Source organism: Pelomonas sp. BJYL3, assembly GCF_027257975.1.
GTDB lineage: Bacteria > Pseudomonadota > Gammaproteobacteria > Burkholderiales > Burkholderiaceae_C > Roseateles_B > Roseateles_B flavus.
On record NZ_JANZKX010000001.1, the window covers coordinates 438,176 to 453,463 of the forward strand.

Consider the following 15,288-nt stretch of genomic DNA (forward strand, 5'->3'; position numbering starts at 1 on the left):
GACCATGCCCCGCGGCTGACGACCCCGCCCCACCCTGATCTGGCCGCGCCCGCAGCCGCCGGATCGGCGCCGCGCCAGGCCCGGCGACATCGCCCCCCGCGCCTGCGCATGGGGGTTTTCACGGCCCCCGTGACGTCACGGAGCCGCGCCGCCAGGGGCGCCGCCGTCGCGGCGCCTAGGCGAGAAGGTCGCCCTGGCGCAAGTCGATACAAAGCGTCACCAACACCCCAGGGATTTCCTCTTGTTAAATATTTCCAGCGTACGTCCAATATATTGTCATCAGCAGATGTACATCGTTGTGGTACGCAGGACTGCTGATGCAGGGCTCGGCCCTTACGCGAGCCCGTAGTTCCCGGTCCGGCCGGCCGGGACTCGTCCCCTCTAAACAAATCGGAACCCCTCCTATGCGAACCCCCACTTTGACGGGGCTTGGCCTCGCCATGTCCTTTTGCCTGAGCCTGTCCCACGCCGATGCCATCCCTGCGGGCCCCTTGCCGCAGAACCAGCAGGCGGACAGCCGCCTTCCCGCAGCCCATAGCCACGCGGAGCACCGCACGGTCGATGCCAAGGACCGCCCGCCCGTGTCTGCGGAACGCTCGCGGCCCAGCGCTGACAACGTTCGGCGCAGCAAGCTCAGCGTGAACAGCAAGGCAGCGCTGGCCGCCTCCTGCGACACCACGCTCTTCACCACCCGCACCGGCAGCGCCCTGGTCGAGGCGGTACGCACCAGCACCGGTGACTGCATCAACTCGCTCTTCAGCCTGCGCGGCACCGACGCCCAGCGCGCCTTCAACGAGACTCAGATGCGCAGCGTCGCCGACGGCCTGCGCAGCTACGCCTCGGGCTACAACGGCACCAACAGCAGCGGCGTGCTGCAGCTGATCCTGTTCCTGCGCGCCGGCTACTACGTGCAGTACAACGACAGCGCTTCGGTCGGCACCTACGGCAGCACCCTGAAGAACGCGCTGCGCGGCGCCCTGGACACGCTGTATGCCAACGGCAGCATCTTCGGCGTGTCGGACGCCAACGGCGAGGTGCTGGCGGAGTCGGTCATCCTGATCGACTCCTCCACCGAGAACGCGCGCTACTCCTGGGTGGTCAAGCGCCTGCTGGACTCCTACACCAGCAGCTGGAACAGCTCGTACTACATGAAGGTGGCGGTCAACAACACCTTCACCGTGCTGTGGCGCGGCCACCAGAACGCCGACTACCAGGCCCTGGTGAAGTCCGACCTCTCGCTGCAGACGGCCGTGAGCAACTTCGCCAACCGCAACTGGGGCCTGATCGGCACGACCGAGAGCTACCTGGTCAGCAATGCCGCCAAGGAGCTGTCGCGCTTCCTGCAGTACCCCACCATCATCTCGACCACCCGGCCGCAGGTGCAGGCCCTGATGAACCGCGGCGGCCTGGGCACGTCCAGCCAGGCCATCTGGGTGGGTCTGGCCGACATGACGGACTACTACGACCCCGGTCAGTGCAACACCTATGGCAGCTGCAACTGGAAGCCCCGCGCCGAAGCCGCCGTGCTGCCGCTGAAGCAGGTCTGCAGCCCGAGCCTGACCCTGCGCGCCCAGTCCATGAGCGCCGCTGAGCTCAACGCCACCTGCACCTCGGTGATCAACGAGGAGGCCTACTTCCACAACAAGCTGCAGACCAACCGCACGCCTGTCGCCAACGACAACAACAGCAGCCTGGAGCTGGTGGTCTTCGACAGCAGCTCGGACTACCAGGACTACGCCGGCGCGCTCTTCGGCATCGACACCAACAACGGTGGCATGTACATCGAAGGCAATCCGGCCCAGGCCGGCAATGTGCCGCGCTTCTATGCCTATGAGGCCGAGTGGTCGCGGCCCACGTTCGAGGTGTGGAACCTCAACCATGAGTACACCCACTACCTGGACGGCCGCTTCGACATGTATGGCGACTTCGGCGCCAACATGACCACCCCGACCGTCTGGTGGGTCGAGGGCCTGGCCGAGCACGTGTCCTACTGCTACCGCAATGTGCGCTACAGCAATGCGCTGACCGAAGCCGGCACGCTGCGCTATGCCCTGAGCACCCTGTTCGACACCACCTACGACAACGCCGACCAGACCCGCATCTACAACTGGGGCTACCTGGCCGTCAGCTTCATGATGGAGAAGCACCGCGCTGACGTCACCACCCTGCTGGGCCTGTACCGCAAGGGCGACTGGACGGGCGCGCGCAACCTGCTCAAGACCACCATCGGCAGCCGCTACGACAGCGAGTTCCGCAGCTGGCTGGGCACCGTGGGCACCAACGGCGTGAACTGCGGCAGCGCCGCCCAGCAGGCGCCGGTGGCCTCGTTCAAGACCAGCGTCTCCGGCCTGACCGTGGCCTTCACCGACACCTCCACCGACGCCGACGGCAGCATCGCCAGCCGCGCCTGGAGCTTCGGTGACGGCAGCAGCTCCACCGCCGCCAACCCGAGCAAGACCTACACCGCCGCGGGCAGCTACACCGTCAAGCTCACCGTGACGGACAACAGCGGTCTGAGCACCACGACCACCCAGGTGGTGACGGTCTCGGCGCCCGCGTCGCAGCCGCCGGTCGCGTCCTTCTCGGTCGGCAGCACGGGTCTCACCGCCTACTTCACCGACACCTCCACCGACGCTGACGGCACCATCGCCAGCCGCCTGTGGGACTTCGGCGACGGCAGCAGCTCGACCTACGCCAACCCCGCCAAGACCTACGCCGCCAGCGGCACCTACACGGTGAAGCTGAAGGTGACGGACAACAGCGGTCTCAGCACCACCACCTCCAAGTCGGTGTCGGTCTCCGGCACGGTGCCCTCCACCTGCCCCACCCGCACGGACAGCATGAGCAACGGCTGCGTGCGCACCGGTCTGGCCGGCAACGCAGGTGACCTGCTGTACTACTTCATCTACGTGGACAAGCCCAATGTGCAGCTGAGCATCAGCACCAGCGGCGGCAGCGGCAATGCGGACCTCTACGTCAACACCCAAGGCTGGGCCTCGCCGACCTCCTACAACTACCGCTCGAGCAACAGCGGCAATGCGGAGACGGTGGTGGTGCCGGTGTACACGCCGGGCTACGTCTACCTGACGGTGTCGGGCAAGGCGGCGTTCAGCGGACTGAGCCTGAGCACCAAGTACTGAGTGACTTGAGATGAGTGGCCGGATCTCGCGGCCACCTCTCCAGGCGGCGCCTTCTGCGGCATGCGGAGGCGCCGCCTTTTTATTGGCCGGCTGATGCGCGGCCGCAGGCGCCGCCAGCCGCGGCTCAGCAATAGAAGGGGATCAGTCCGGTGAGCAGCCCCACGATCACGCCAATCACCCCGCCCAGCGCCACGCCCAGGGCGGCGCATACGAGCGTCCAGACCCAGCGGGCTGCTCGGGCCAGAGGCGCGGGCGCGACCGCCGGTGCGGGCGGCGCCGCAAGGGTTTCAGCATCCGCCGCGCTCATGGCGTCTCCTTCCTGCGCGCCTTCACGGCCCTCTCGATGCGGCCCTGCAGGTCGTCGGCTTCCTGGCCTGCTTTCTGCACCGCGGTGACGATGGCGCTGCTCGAGAGCCCGTCGGCGCGCGCCGCCTCCGCCAGGGCCCAGGTGCGGGCCGCACGCTTGCCGCTTCGGCAATACAGCAGCACGCTGCCGTGCGCCTCTGCCAGGACCTCTCTCAGCCGATCCGCCGCGGCCTCCGGAATCTCGCCATGAGGCACCGGGATGTAGCGGAACCGCAGCCCCTGCTGGCTCGCCTCAGCCTCCATCTCCTGCGACGAGGGCTGCCCGGCCACCTCGCCGTCAGGGCGCAGATCGACGATGACGGCATAGCGCCATCGCAGGGCTGCCAGGTCGGCGGGATGCAGCTGCGTGGTGACATCCACGGACGCCGCCAGCTGGCGAGGGGCGATCCTCCGCAGGGTCTGCGCGTCCAGATACTGCAGCCAGCCGGCGTAGGCAAGGACGCCGATTGCCGTGAACAGCAGGCTGAACAGGAAGGCCTTCCCGGGGGAAAGCCAGGGGCGGGCGCTGCGCGGCAAGGTCGTCATGGGCACGGGAGGTCAAGTTTGAGGGGCTCCATTAGACGCTGGATTGGATGCCCGAACCGGGGCCTCTGCAGGCGAAAGTCCGTGGCAGGCCGAGGCATGATGCGCTTGCACCCGCTGGACTCCTCCATGACCCACCCGACTTGCCCTACCCCGACTCCCACAGGCCCAGGAAGGGCCCGATGGTTGCTCCAGGCCCTGTGCTGCCTGTTCGCCGGCCATGCCGCAGCGCAAAGCCTGTGCCGGACGGATGAAGAGGTCTTCTTCAGCTGCAGGATCGAGCGATCCGAGAAGACGGCCTCGGTATGCGGCGTGGCCGTGGACGGGCTGCTCACCCGCCTCCAGTATCGATTCGGCACGCCCCGGCACCTGGAACTGACCTACCCGCCTGCGGTCAAGGATTCCGTGACCCACTTCCAGCTCGAGCACGTGAACTCCAATGACGGGAAAGGCGGTGGGCAGTTCTACAACGAGCTGTTCTTCCGCTCCGGGACCTTCTATTACGCGGTCCTCAGCGGCAAGCACTCCAGGGAAGATGGCCGGTTTGAGGGGGACCGCCAGATTTCGGTGTTCGACGCCGATCCCTGGCTCTCCTCGCCGCTGCGCACCTTGACCTGCGCCCCCTCCGGTGCGGTGGACCACCTGCCGCGGCTCTACGACCTCATCGGCGAGGGCGAGCAGATCCTGCCCAGGCACTAAGCCTCCCCGAGCGGGCCCTGCTTCGCCCGGCCCTCTGATCCAGCGGCCACCCGCCAGGTGCCGGGCGCGTCCAGGCGCAGGCTGGCCGCGCGGGAGCGCGGGTCGGCCCAGGGCGTGCCCCCGAGGCGCGGGAGCGCCAAATGCCCCGCCCCGCCGCCAGCGCTGCCCAGCGCCCGGGTGTGGGCCTGGGCCGCAGCCTGCCGGCGCCACAGCGCGCTGCCACCTGAAGGAGCCACGATGAATGCAAGCACCTTGCCCCTGGGCAGCCGCGCCTCGACGGCAGACGCAGCCCCGGCCGCCCCTGACACCGCCCGCGTGCACAGCATCTGCTGGGGCGCCGTCCTTGCCGGCGCGGCCGGGGCGGCCTCGCTGGCGCTGATCCTGCTGATGCTGGGCGTCGGGCTGGGGCTGTCCTCGGTCTCGCCCTGGTCGTCCGAAGGGGTGTCTGCCGAGACCTTCGGCGTGGCCTCCATCCTGTGGCTCACCTTCATGCAGCTGGCGGCCTCGGGCCTCGGCGGCTACCTGGCGGGTCGACTGCGCCAGCGCTGGAGCCGGGTGCATGCGGACGAGGTCTACTTCCGTGACACTGCGCATGGCTTCCTGGCCTGGTCCGTCGCGGCGCTGGCCTCGGCCGGACTGATGACGGGTGCCGCCAGCGCCATCCTCAGCGGGGGCGCCAAAGTGGGGGCGATGGTCTCCGGCACGGTCGCGCCTGCCGCCGCGGTGGTGGCCAGCGCCGGCGGCATCAACCCGGACTATTTCGTCGACACCCTGTTCCGGCGCCCCCTCGCCGGCGCCGGCACGGGCGCCGCCCCTTCGCCCTCGACGCCGGACACCCCGCCCACAGCGGAGGTCACCCGCATCTTCGCCAGTGCCGCCGGCGCCCCTGCCCTGCCGGTCGACGATGCCCAGTACCTGGCACAGCTCGTGGCCCAGCGCACCAGCCTGAGCCCGCAGGAGGCCCAGACGCGCGTCACCGACACCTTCGCCCGGCTGCAGGCCCAGATGGCGGCGGCCCGGGAGCAGGCCAAGGCCAGCGCCGACAAGGCACGCCGCGCCTCGGCCAAGGTCGCCCTCTGGGGCTTCATCTCGCTGCTGATCGGCGCCTTCGTGGCGAGCTATCTCGGCACCCTGGGCGGCCGCCACCGCGACCAGTTCTGACCCACCGCTGACCAAGAAATCAAGGAGACCTGCCATGCGATCCCTGCTGCTCTGGCTTCTGGGCGTGCCCATCCCCATCATCATCCTCATCGCCCTGTTCGTGCGCTGAGGCGCCCGGCCGTGACCTTCATCAAGCTCTATATTCCATTTCAACCATAAGCAATCTACGATTCAGTAGTTCTCATATATATAAAGGACTTCTACAGTCCGCCACCTAGGCTGCCAATGGGGGCTGCCACAGGGAGCGGAAGTGGACTGGATTGCGGTTGCGAGCGGCTTCGGCGTCGGCGCCATCGTCGGGATCACCGGCGTGGGCGGCGGCTCGCTGATGACGCCCCTGCTGCTGTCGGTCTTCAAGCTGAACCCGGCCGTGGCCATCGGCACGGACCTCTGGTTCGCCGGCCTCAGCAAGCTCTCGGGCTCCGTGGCGCACAGCCGCCACGGCCATGTGCGCTGGGACATCGTCCGCCAGCTGCTGGCCGGCAGCATTCCCGCCACCCTGGCCACCGTGGCGCTGATGCACTTCACGGGCCTCACCAAGGGCTGGGCCAGCGCGCTGACCTTCTCGCTGGGCATCGCCCTCTTCCTGACGGCCCTGGTCGTGGCCTTCCGCCCGGTGTGGCAGCAGGTCGGCCTGCGCCTGGAGCGCTACATCCCTGAATCCCGCAAGCCCGCGCTGACCGTGATCAGCGGCCTGATCCTGGGCGTGCTGGTCTCCCTGTCTTCCATCGGGGCCGGTGCCATCGGCGCGACCCTGATCCTGCTGATCCACCCCCGGCTGCAGGCCCGCTACATCGTGGGCAGCGACATCGCCCATGCCGTGCCCCTGACCCTGGTCGCCGGCATCGGCCATGCCAGCCTGGGCCATGTGGACTGGGCCCTGCTGGGCTCCCTGCTGATCGGTTCCATCCCCGGCATCTGGCTGGGTGCACAGGCCACCCGCCGTCTGCCCGACGGCGTGATCCGCAGCCTGCTGTGCGCCTCCCTGCTGATGGCCGGCTGGAAAGTGCTTCACTGAATTCTCGAGTTGAACTGACATGTACGCCTACACCGACTTCGATCGCCAGTTCGTCCACGCCCGCGCCGCGCAGTTCCGCGACCAGCTGGAGCGCAACCTGGCCGGCACCTTGACCGACGACGAATTCCGCCCCCTGCGCCTGCAGAACGGCTGGTACGTGCAGCGCCACGCCCCCATGCTGCGCGTGGCCGTGCCCTACGGCGTGCTGGCCTCGCGCCAGCTGCGCCAGCTGGCCCGCATCGCCCGCGAGTTCGACCGCGGCTACGGCCACTTCACCACCCGCCAGAACCTGCAGTACAACTGGATCCCGCTGGTCAAGTCGGCCGACGTGATGGACCTGCTGGCCGATGTGGACATGCACGGCATCCAGACCAGCGGCAACTGCATCCGCAACATCACCAGCGACGCCACCGCCGGCGTGGCGCCCGACGAGATCGTCGACCCCCGCCCCTACGCCGAGGTGCTGCGCCAGTGGAGCACCCTGCACCCCGAGTTCGCCTTCCTGCCGCGCAAGTTCAAGATCGCCATCTCCGGCGCCCGCGAGGACCGCGCCGCCATCGCCTGGCATGACATCGGCCTGCAGCTCAAGAAGAACGAGGCCGGCGAGATCGGCTTCGAGGTGCTGGTGGGTGGCGGCATGGGCCGCACGCCGGTGATCGGCACCTCGATCTGCGACTTCCTGCCCTGGAACCAGATCCTCGTCTACATCGAGGCCATCGTGCGCGTCTACAACCGCTACGGCCGCCGCGACAACGCCTACAAGGCCCGCATCAAGATCCTGGTGAAGGCCGAGGGCCAGGCCTTCATCGACGACGTCAACCGCGAGTTCGCGCAGATCCTGCAGGACGACCCGGCCGGCCACGAGCACATCATCCCGCAGGCCGAGCTGGACCGCGTGGCCGCCAGCTTCGTGGTGCCCGCCGGCGTGGCCCCGGTGCCAGGTCTTGACCTCTTCGAGGGCGTGCAGCCCGGCGCCTACAAGCGCTGGCTGGAGCGCAATGTGCACGGCCACCGCCTGAGCGGCTACCGTGCCGTGACCCTGTCGCTCAAGCGCGTGGGCCAGGCCCCCGGCGACGTGACCGACGCCCAGATGGACGCCGCCGCAGCGCTGGCCGACCAGTTCAGCCAGGGCGAGCTGCGCGTCACGCATGACCAGAACCTGCTGCTGCCCTGGGTGCGCGAGAGCGACCTGCCCGGGCTCTTCGAGGCCGCCCGCGCCAACAGCTTCGCCACGCCCAATATCGGCCTGCTCAGCGACATGATCGCCTGCCCCGGCGGCGACTTCTGCGCCCTGGCCAACGCCCGCTCCCTGCCCATCGCCGCCGAGATCACCGAGCGCTTCCAGGACCTGGACGAGCTCTACGACATCGGCGACGTGGACCTGCACATCAGCGGCTGCATCAACTCCTGCGGCCACCACCACAGCGGCCACATCGGCATCCTCGGCGTCGACAAGGACGGCACCGAGTGGTACCAGATCACCCTGGGCGGCTCCGACGGCTCCACGCTCTCCGGCGCCTCGCAGGCCGGCAAAGTGATCGGCCCCTCCTTCGCGGCCGATGAGGTCAGCGACGTCATCGAGTCCGTGATCAGCACCTACAAGCGCGAGCGCCAGGCCGCCGAGCGCTTCATCGACACCGTGCGCCGCGTCGGCATCGAGCCCTTCAAGACGGCGGCCAATGCCGTCCGCTCCTCCACCGCCGCGCGCTGAAGACTGCCCAGGAAGACACGCCATGAAGTTCATCGACACCCACCACGACCAATGGCATCGCGCGGCAGGCGAGGACGGCCCCGTGCCCCACCCCAGCGCCGCCGCGAACCTGCTGCTGACGCTGGAGCAGTGGCACGCCGTGCGCGACACCTGGCCCGCCGGCCTGCCCGTGGGCGTGCTGCTGGCCAATGATTTCGACATCGAGGAGCTGGTGGCCGACCTGCCCCGCCTCGCCCTGATCGCCCTGCAGTTCCCCAAGTGGGTCGACGGCCGCGCCTACACCCAGGCCCGCCTGCTGCGCGTGCGCTACAAGTTCAGCGGCGAGATCCGCGCCGTGGGCGACGTGCTCGTGGACATGCTGCCCCTGCTGGCCCGCACCGGCTTCGACGCCGTGCAGCTGCGCGGCGACCAGAGCCGCGAGGCCGCCGAGCGCGCGCTGGGCTTCTTCCCCGGCCACTACCAGGGCGATGTCAGCGAGCCCCGCCCGCACTTCGCCAAGCTGCTGGCAGCCCACGCCTGAGGAGCGCCTCATGAGCTCATCTGACAGCACCAGCAGCGTCTCCTTCCTGCCCTCGGGCAAGACGCCGCAGAGCTCGGCCATCAGCCTGTATGCACGGGCGACGGCCGGCTTCGAGGAACGCCTGGAAGAGACCCGCCGCCTGCTGCGCGAGGCCCATGCCGAGTTCGGTGACGCGCTGCTGCAGTCCAGCAGCCTGGGCGCCGAGGACATGGTCATCACTGCCCTGCTGGCCGAGCTGCAGCTGCCCGTGGCCGTGGCCACGCTGGACACCGGCCGCCTGCATGCCGAGACCCTGGCCCTGATCCCGCAGATCCGCGCGCAGTACGGCATCGAGGTGCAGGTTTTCACGCCGGTGGCCGATGCCGTCGTGCATTTCGTGAAGACCCGCGGCGAGAACGCCATGTACGAGAGCCTGGCCCTGCGCAAGGAATGCTGCGGCATCCGCAAGCTGGAGCCGCTCTCCCGCATGCTGGCCGGCCGCGGTGCGTGGATCACCGGTCTGCGCCGCGAGCAGTCCGCCAACCGCGCCGAGGTGCCCTTCAGCGAGCCGGACGGCCAGGGCCGCACCAAGCTCAACCCGCTGGCGGCCTGGAGCTGGGCCGATGTCTGGCACTTCATCCAGACCCGCGCCGTGCCCTACAACGCCCTGCATGACCAGTTCATGCCCTCCATTGGCTGCGCGCCCTGCACCCGCGCCATCGCCGTCGGCGAGGACTTCCGCGCCGGCCGCTGGTGGTGGGAGGACGAGAACGCCAAGGAGTGCGGCCTGCACAAGTCCAAGAGCAACGAAGAACTGAAGTCTGGAGCGCACGCATGAACGCCCCCGTGAACCTCGAACACCTGGTCGCCAACGTCGACCACCGCCATCTGGACCACCTGGAGGAAGAGGCCATCTTCATCCTGCGCGAGGTCGCCGCCGCCTTCGAGCGCCCGGGCCTGCTGTTCTCCAGCGGCAAGGACTCCTGCGTGGTCCTGCGCCTCGCCGAGAAGGCCTTCAAGCAGCGCGTCTCGGGCAATGAATTCAAGGGCAAGCTGCCCTTCCCCCTCGTGCACGTGGACACCGGCCACAACTTCCCCGAGGTGATCGAGTTCCGCGACCGCCGCGTGGCCGAGATGGGCGAGCGCCTGGTGGTGGGCCATCTGGAAGACTCCATCAAGAAGGGCACCATCCGCCTGGCCCACCCGCTGGAATCGCGCAACGGCCACCAGACCGTGACCCTGCTGGAGACCATCGAGGAGCACCGCTTCGACGTGCTGATCGGCGGTGCCCGCCGCGACGAGGAGAAGGCGCGCGCCAAGGAGCGCATCTTCAGCCACCGCGACAGCTTCGGCCAATGGCAGCCCAAGGAGCAGCGCCCCGAGCTGTGGAACCTGTTCAACACCCGCATCCGCCCGGGCGAGCACTTCCGCGCCTTCCCCATCAGCAACTGGACCGAGCTCGATGTGTGGCTCTACATCCAGCGCGAGAACATCCCGCTGCCGCAGCTCTACTACGCCCATGAGCGCCAGGTGATCCGCCGCAAGGGCCTGCTGGTGCCGCTGACCGAGGTGACCCCGCCCGAAGCTGGCGAGACGGTCGAGACCGCCACCGTGCGCTTCCGCACCGTGGGCGACATGACCTGCACCTGCCCGGTGGAGAGCGACGCCGCCAGCGCCGCCGACATCGTGGCCGAGACCCTCACGGTGACGGTCAGCGAGCGGGGCGCCACGCGCATGGACGATCGCACCTCGGACGCCTCCATGGAGCGCCGCAAGAAAGAGGGCTACTTCTAAGCCCACCCCCTACGCGCTTCGCGCGCCCCCTCAAGGGGGCAAGCCCGATGGCCCGGCAAAGCCGGATCCACGGGCTTCACTCGGTGAATACAGACAGCAGATTGAGCAAGCCATGAGTGCAGTTCCCCACTTCGAGACGGTCCACCAGCAGGACGTGGACACCCAGCACCGCGCCCTGCGCTTCCTGACCGCGGGCAGCGTGGACGACGGCAAGAGCACCCTGATCGGCCGCCTGCTGTTCGACAGCCGCGCCATCCTCGCCGACCAGCTGGACACCCTGGAGCGCCGCGCCGCCGGCCAGCCCATCGACCTCTCCCTGCTGACCGACGGCCTGGAGGCCGAGCGCGAACAGGGCATCACCATCGACGTGGCCTACCGCTACTTCGCCACCAAGGCGCGCAAGTTCATCATTGCCGACGCCCCGGGCCACGAGCAGTACACCCGCAACATGGTCACCGCCGCCGCGGGCAGCGACGCCGCCGTGGTGCTGGTGGACATCACCAAGCTGGACCTGGCCCAGGCCGAGGTGCCCCTGCTGCCGCAGACCCGCCGCCACAGCCTGCTGGCCCACCTGCTGCGCGTGCCCAGCATCGTGTTCGCCGTCAACAAGATCGACGCCCTGGCCGCGGACGCCTCAGGCGAAGGCTTCGCCAAGGTCAGCGCCGCCCTGCGCCGCTTTGCCGAGGAAGCCGGCATCAGCGTGACGGCCATCGTGCCCGTCTCGGCCCTGAACGGCGACAACGTCACCCAGCCCCTGGACGCCGCCTGGTACAACGGCCCCTCCCTGCTGCAGGTGCTGGAAGCTCTGCCCACCGCGCAGGAGACCGTCGAAGGCCCGCTGCAGCAGCCGGTGCAGTACGTGAGCAAGGAAGGCGAAGGCACGGGCTACCAGCCGCGCACCTTCTGGGGCCGCATCGCGCAAGGCCAGGTGAAGGCGGGTGATGAGGTCGAGGTGCTGCCCAGCGGCGTCAAGGCCCTGATCGCCGAGGTCCGCCGCGCGGGCGAGACGGTGGCGCATGCCGTGGCCGGTGAATCCGCCGGCCTGGTCTTCGACCGCCAGGTGGACGTGAGCCGTGGCGACTGGATCGTCGCCCCCGGCAGCGCCGCGCCGCGCCAGCAGTTCGAGGCCACGCTGGCCTGGCTGGACACCGAGCCGGCCCAGATCGGCCGCAAGTACTGGGTGCGCCACGGCAACCGCTGGGTGCAGGCCCGCATCAGCGCCATCGAGCACCGCCTGGACATCCACACCCTGGCCGAGACCGAGGCCCACGAGCTGGCCGTCAACGAGATCGGCCACGTGGTGGTCGAGCTGCAGGCGCCCCTGCCTCTGGCCGCCTATGCGGACAACCGCGTGGCCGGCGCGCTGATCGTCGTCGACCCCACCAGCAACCGCACCTCGGGTGCGCTGCTGGTGCGCTGAGCCACCGGTTCCAGCAAGACCTGACCCCAAGGAGCTCCACATGGGACGCGTCATCTTCGTCAGTGCAGGCCCCGGCAGTGCCGACCTCATCACCCTGCGCGGCCTGCGGGCCCTGCAGCAGGCCGATGTGGTGCTGTTCGACGCCCTGACCGACCCGGCGCTGCGCGAGTTCGCCCCCCACGCCCGCTGGCTGGACGTGGGCAAGCGCGGCTTCTGCGACTCCACCGCCCAGACCGCCATCAACGCCGCCCTGGTGCGCGAAGCCCGCCAGGCCGGCGTGGTGGTACGGCTCAAGGGCGGGGACGCCAGCATCTTCGGCCGCCTGGAAGAAGAGCTGCTGGCGCTGGACGAAGCCGGCATCGATTCGGAAGTGGTGCCCGGCGTGACCGCCGCCATCGCCGCCGCCGCCCACACCCGCCGCCCCCTGACCCGCCGCGGCCAGGGCCGCAGCGTGGCCCTGACCACCGCCATGACCAAGGACGGCGACCTCCAGGCCCTCAAGAGCGCCGACACGGAAGTCTTCTACATGGCCGGCCGCCAGCTCGGCGCCCTGGCGCGCAAGCTGGCCCTGGCCGGATGGGCAGGTGACACGCCGGTGATGGTGGTCTCCCGTGCCGGCTGTGCCGATGCCCTGAGCAGCGAGCACACCGTGGCCACCCTGCCCGCCGCCAGCCTGCTGCACCGCGGGCGGCCCACCGTCGTGACGGTCGGGGCCGGTGCCGCGCCCGTCCTCTCCACCCGTCGCGCGCGTTCCGCGGGCGATCAATGCCCCCAAGTTGAGCCCCATCAAGTGGAGCCGACGAGCGCGCACGATTAAAATCCGCCCTTTGCCGCCCGTGCGCCCGCGCTCTGGCGGTCCCCGGGCCCCAACAACTCTAGAGCTGCTCCATGACCCACGTCGTTACCGAAGCCTGCATTCGCTGCAAGTACACCGATTGCGTTGATGTCTGCCCCGTCGACTGCTTCCGTGAAGGTCCGAACTTCCTGACCATCGATCCGGACGAGTGCATCGACTGCGCCGTGTGCATCCCCGAGTGCCCCGTGAACGCCATCGTTCCCGAGGAAGACGTGCCGGGCAACCAGCAGCACATGATCAAGATCAACGCCGACCTGGCGAAGAAGTGGCCCAGCATCACCAAGCGCAAGGCCGCCCTGCCTGATGCAGACGAGTGGAAAGACAAGAGCGACAAGCTCTCCGAACTCATCCGCTGATTACTCCCCTGCGGGCCACGAACAAAGGGGCCCGGACTCGATAGATTGGATCCTCAAGTGACTCAAGCGACCTCCTCCGCCTCGGCTGGCGTGATCGAAACCGATGCCGTCATCGTTGGCGCCGGCCCCGTGGGCCTGTTCCAGGTGTTCGAACTCGGCCTTCTGGAGATCAAGGCCCACATCATTGACTCCCTGGCCTACCCCGGTGGCCAGTGCATCGAGCTCTACCCCGACAAGCCCATCTACGACATCCCCGCCCTGCCCGTCGTCACCGGCAAGGAGCTGACGGACAACCTGATGAAGCAGATCGAGCCCTTCGGCGCGACCTTCCATCTGGGCCAGGAAGTCACCACGGTGGAGAAGCAGGAAGACGGCCGCTTCTTCGTGGCCACCTCCAAGGGCACGCAGTTCCTGACCAAGACCATCTTCATCGCCGGCGGCGTGGGTTCCTTCCAGCCCCGCACCCTGAAGGTCGACGGCATCGACAAGCACGAGGGCTCGCAGGTCCACTACCGCGTGCGCAAGCCCGAGCAGTTCGCCGGCAAGAACCTGCTGATCGTCGGCGGCGGTGACTCCGCGCTGGACTGGGCCCTGAACTTCTGCGCCGGCAACGAAGACGGCAACCCGCACAAGGCCGAGAGCGTCATCCTGCTGCACCGCCGCGACGGCTTCCGCGCCGCCCCGGCCAGCGTGGCCAAGATGAAGGAGCTCTGCGACAACTACGAGATGCAGTTCATCGTCGGCCAGGTCACGGACCTGGATGAAGCCGAGGACGGCGCGCTCAAGGGCGTGAAGGTCACCGGCGGCGACGGCGTGACCCGCGTCGTGCCCTGCGACCAGGTCCTCGTCTTCTTCGGCCTCTCCCCCAAGCTCGGCCCCATTGCCGAGTGGGGCCTGGCCCTGGAACGCAAGCAGATCCTCGTGGACACCGAGAAGTTCCAGACCAGCGTGCCTGGGATCTTTGCTGTGGGCGACATCAACACCTACCCCGGCAAGAAGAAGCTGATCCTGTCGGGCTTCCATGAGGCCGCCCTGGCGGCGTTTGGTGCGATGCCGATCATCAATCCGGAGAAGCGGGTGCATCTGCAGTACACGACGACGAGTCCGAAGCTGCACAAGGTGCTGGGCGTGGAGACGCCGGTGTTTGACTGAGTCGGCGCCTGCCTGAGATTGAAGAACCCGCCCGTGTGGCGGGTTTTTTATTGGCTGGGCGGAGAGTTTCAGCAGGCTTGGTGAGGCGCGTTGCGTAGTCAATGCCGACACTGGCCACGGTCCTGCCTATCAGGACCAGGGATTGGCGTCCCGATGAGATCTGCGGGTAACCCGAAGGAGATCTCATGGGCGAATCTGGTCAATCCAATCCTGGGCGTGTTCTGCGCTTGGGGATTCCCGACATTCTTGATGAATTGGATCGGCTGCTGGAGATGCGGGCGGTGGATGCGCCTGCGTGGGTCGAGTGGGGGCGGGGTGTGCGTGCGGGCTTGGCGGGGGCGTATCGGCGGCAGTTGGAGGTATTGGAAGCGCTTGAAGTGATACTGGATTTGCTTGGGGTGGATCCTGAGAATCGAGTGCACTCGGGCGGAATGGTGTGCCTGCTGGGGCCGTTGGTGGAGAAACTGGGGGCAGCTTGTGGTGGCATCACAGCTTCGCTCAATGCAACTGCAGGATGACGATCCAGCCCAGTTGGCTTTAACTGCGGCTATGCGGCGTTCTCGGTCGGTCGACACCGTGGGTCGTCCAACCGAG

At 68.3% G+C, this 15,288-nt stretch carries 15 protein-coding genes; 13 read left to right on the top strand and 2 right to left on the bottom strand.

From position 1 onward, the window contains the following. Positions 1-440: 440 nt before the first annotated feature. On the top strand, positions 441-3,140 hold the full coding sequence (locus tag O9Y01_RS01945; protein WP_269629800.1) for a collagenase: 2,700 nt from the start codon (positions 441-443) through the stop codon (positions 3,138-3,140). Between the two features lie 124 nt (positions 3,141-3,264). Here O9Y01_RS01945 and O9Y01_RS01950 read toward each other — a convergent pair whose 3' ends face one another. Together O9Y01_RS01950 and O9Y01_RS01955 are read right to left on the bottom strand one after the other, a co-directional pair. Beyond that, positions 3,265-3,447 (bottom strand): hypothetical protein, encoded by a 183-nt coding sequence (locus O9Y01_RS01950; RefSeq protein ID WP_269629801.1) that lies wholly within the window; start codon positions 3,445-3,447, stop codon positions 3,265-3,267. Beyond that, complete coding sequence (locus O9Y01_RS01955) at positions 3,444-4,031, bottom strand: beta-lactamase hydrolase domain-containing protein (RefSeq protein ID WP_269629802.1); 588 nt, start codon at positions 4,029-4,031, stop codon at positions 3,444-3,446. Before O9Y01_RS01955 ends, O9Y01_RS01950 begins: the two co-directional genes overlap by 4 nt. Before the next feature lie 183 nt (positions 4,032-4,214). Here O9Y01_RS01955 and O9Y01_RS01960 point away from each other — a divergent pair, with 183 nt between their 5' ends. The 12 genes from O9Y01_RS01960 to O9Y01_RS02015 all read left to right on the top strand — a co-directional run bounded on the left by O9Y01_RS01960 (position 4,215) and on the right by O9Y01_RS02015 (position 15,212). Then, the gene (locus O9Y01_RS01960) at positions 4,215-4,727 is read left to right on the top strand and encodes a hypothetical protein (protein ID WP_269629803.1); all 513 of its coding nucleotides are present in this window, start codon (positions 4,215-4,217) and stop codon (positions 4,725-4,727) included. A 237-nt stretch (positions 4,728-4,964) separates the two neighbouring features. Further along, the gene (locus tag O9Y01_RS01965; protein WP_269629804.1) at positions 4,965-5,888 is read left to right on the top strand and encodes a hypothetical protein; all 924 of its coding nucleotides are present in this window, start codon (positions 4,965-4,967) and stop codon (positions 5,886-5,888) included. Between the two features lie 250 nt (positions 5,889-6,138). Further along, positions 6,139-6,906: a sulfite exporter TauE/SafE family protein gene (locus tag O9Y01_RS01970; RefSeq protein WP_269629805.1), complete on the top strand. Its 768-nt coding sequence runs from the start codon at positions 6,139-6,141 to the stop codon at positions 6,904-6,906. Between the two features lie 19 nt (positions 6,907-6,925). Further along, the gene (locus O9Y01_RS01975) at positions 6,926-8,617 is read left to right on the top strand and encodes a nitrite/sulfite reductase (RefSeq protein WP_269629806.1); all 1,692 of its coding nucleotides are present in this window, start codon (positions 6,926-6,928) and stop codon (positions 8,615-8,617) included. A 22-nt stretch (positions 8,618-8,639) separates the two neighbouring features. Further along, on the top strand, positions 8,640-9,137 hold the full coding sequence (locus O9Y01_RS01980) for a DUF934 domain-containing protein (protein ID WP_269629807.1): 498 nt from the start codon (positions 8,640-8,642) through the stop codon (positions 9,135-9,137). A 10-nt stretch (positions 9,138-9,147) separates the two neighbouring features. Next, positions 9,148-9,954, top strand: a complete 807-nt coding sequence (locus O9Y01_RS01985) for a phosphoadenylyl-sulfate reductase (RefSeq protein ID WP_269629808.1) — start codon at positions 9,148-9,150, stop codon at positions 9,952-9,954. Continuing rightward, positions 9,951-10,910, top strand: a complete 960-nt coding sequence (cysD, locus tag O9Y01_RS01990; RefSeq protein ID WP_183103270.1) for a sulfate adenylyltransferase subunit CysD — start codon at positions 9,951-9,953, stop codon at positions 10,908-10,910. The genes O9Y01_RS01985 and cysD overlap by 4 nt, the downstream gene beginning before the upstream one ends. A gap of 112 nt (positions 10,911-11,022) precedes the next feature. Continuing rightward, entirely contained in the window at positions 11,023-12,330 is a 1,308-nt protein-coding gene (locus O9Y01_RS01995) for a sulfate adenylyltransferase subunit 1 (protein ID WP_269629809.1), read from the top strand. A 40-nt stretch (positions 12,331-12,370) separates the two neighbouring features. Next, positions 12,371-13,147, top strand: a complete 777-nt coding sequence (cobA, locus tag O9Y01_RS02000) for a uroporphyrinogen-III C-methyltransferase (RefSeq protein ID WP_269629810.1) — start codon at positions 12,371-12,373, stop codon at positions 13,145-13,147. A 71-nt stretch (positions 13,148-13,218) separates the two neighbouring features. Next, a complete protein-coding gene (gene fdxA / locus O9Y01_RS02005) occupies positions 13,219-13,542 on the top strand; it encodes a ferredoxin FdxA (RefSeq protein ID WP_269629811.1) in 324 nt (107 codons plus the stop codon). A 45-nt stretch (positions 13,543-13,587) separates the two neighbouring features. Continuing rightward, positions 13,588-14,694: an NAD(P)/FAD-dependent oxidoreductase gene (locus O9Y01_RS02010; protein WP_269629812.1), complete on the top strand. Its 1,107-nt coding sequence runs from the start codon at positions 13,588-13,590 to the stop codon at positions 14,692-14,694. A gap of 185 nt (positions 14,695-14,879) precedes the next feature. After that, positions 14,880-15,212, top strand: a complete 333-nt coding sequence (locus tag O9Y01_RS02015) for a hypothetical protein (RefSeq protein WP_269629813.1) — start codon at positions 14,880-14,882, stop codon at positions 15,210-15,212. The last annotated feature ends 76 nt before the right edge of the window (positions 15,213-15,288 follow it).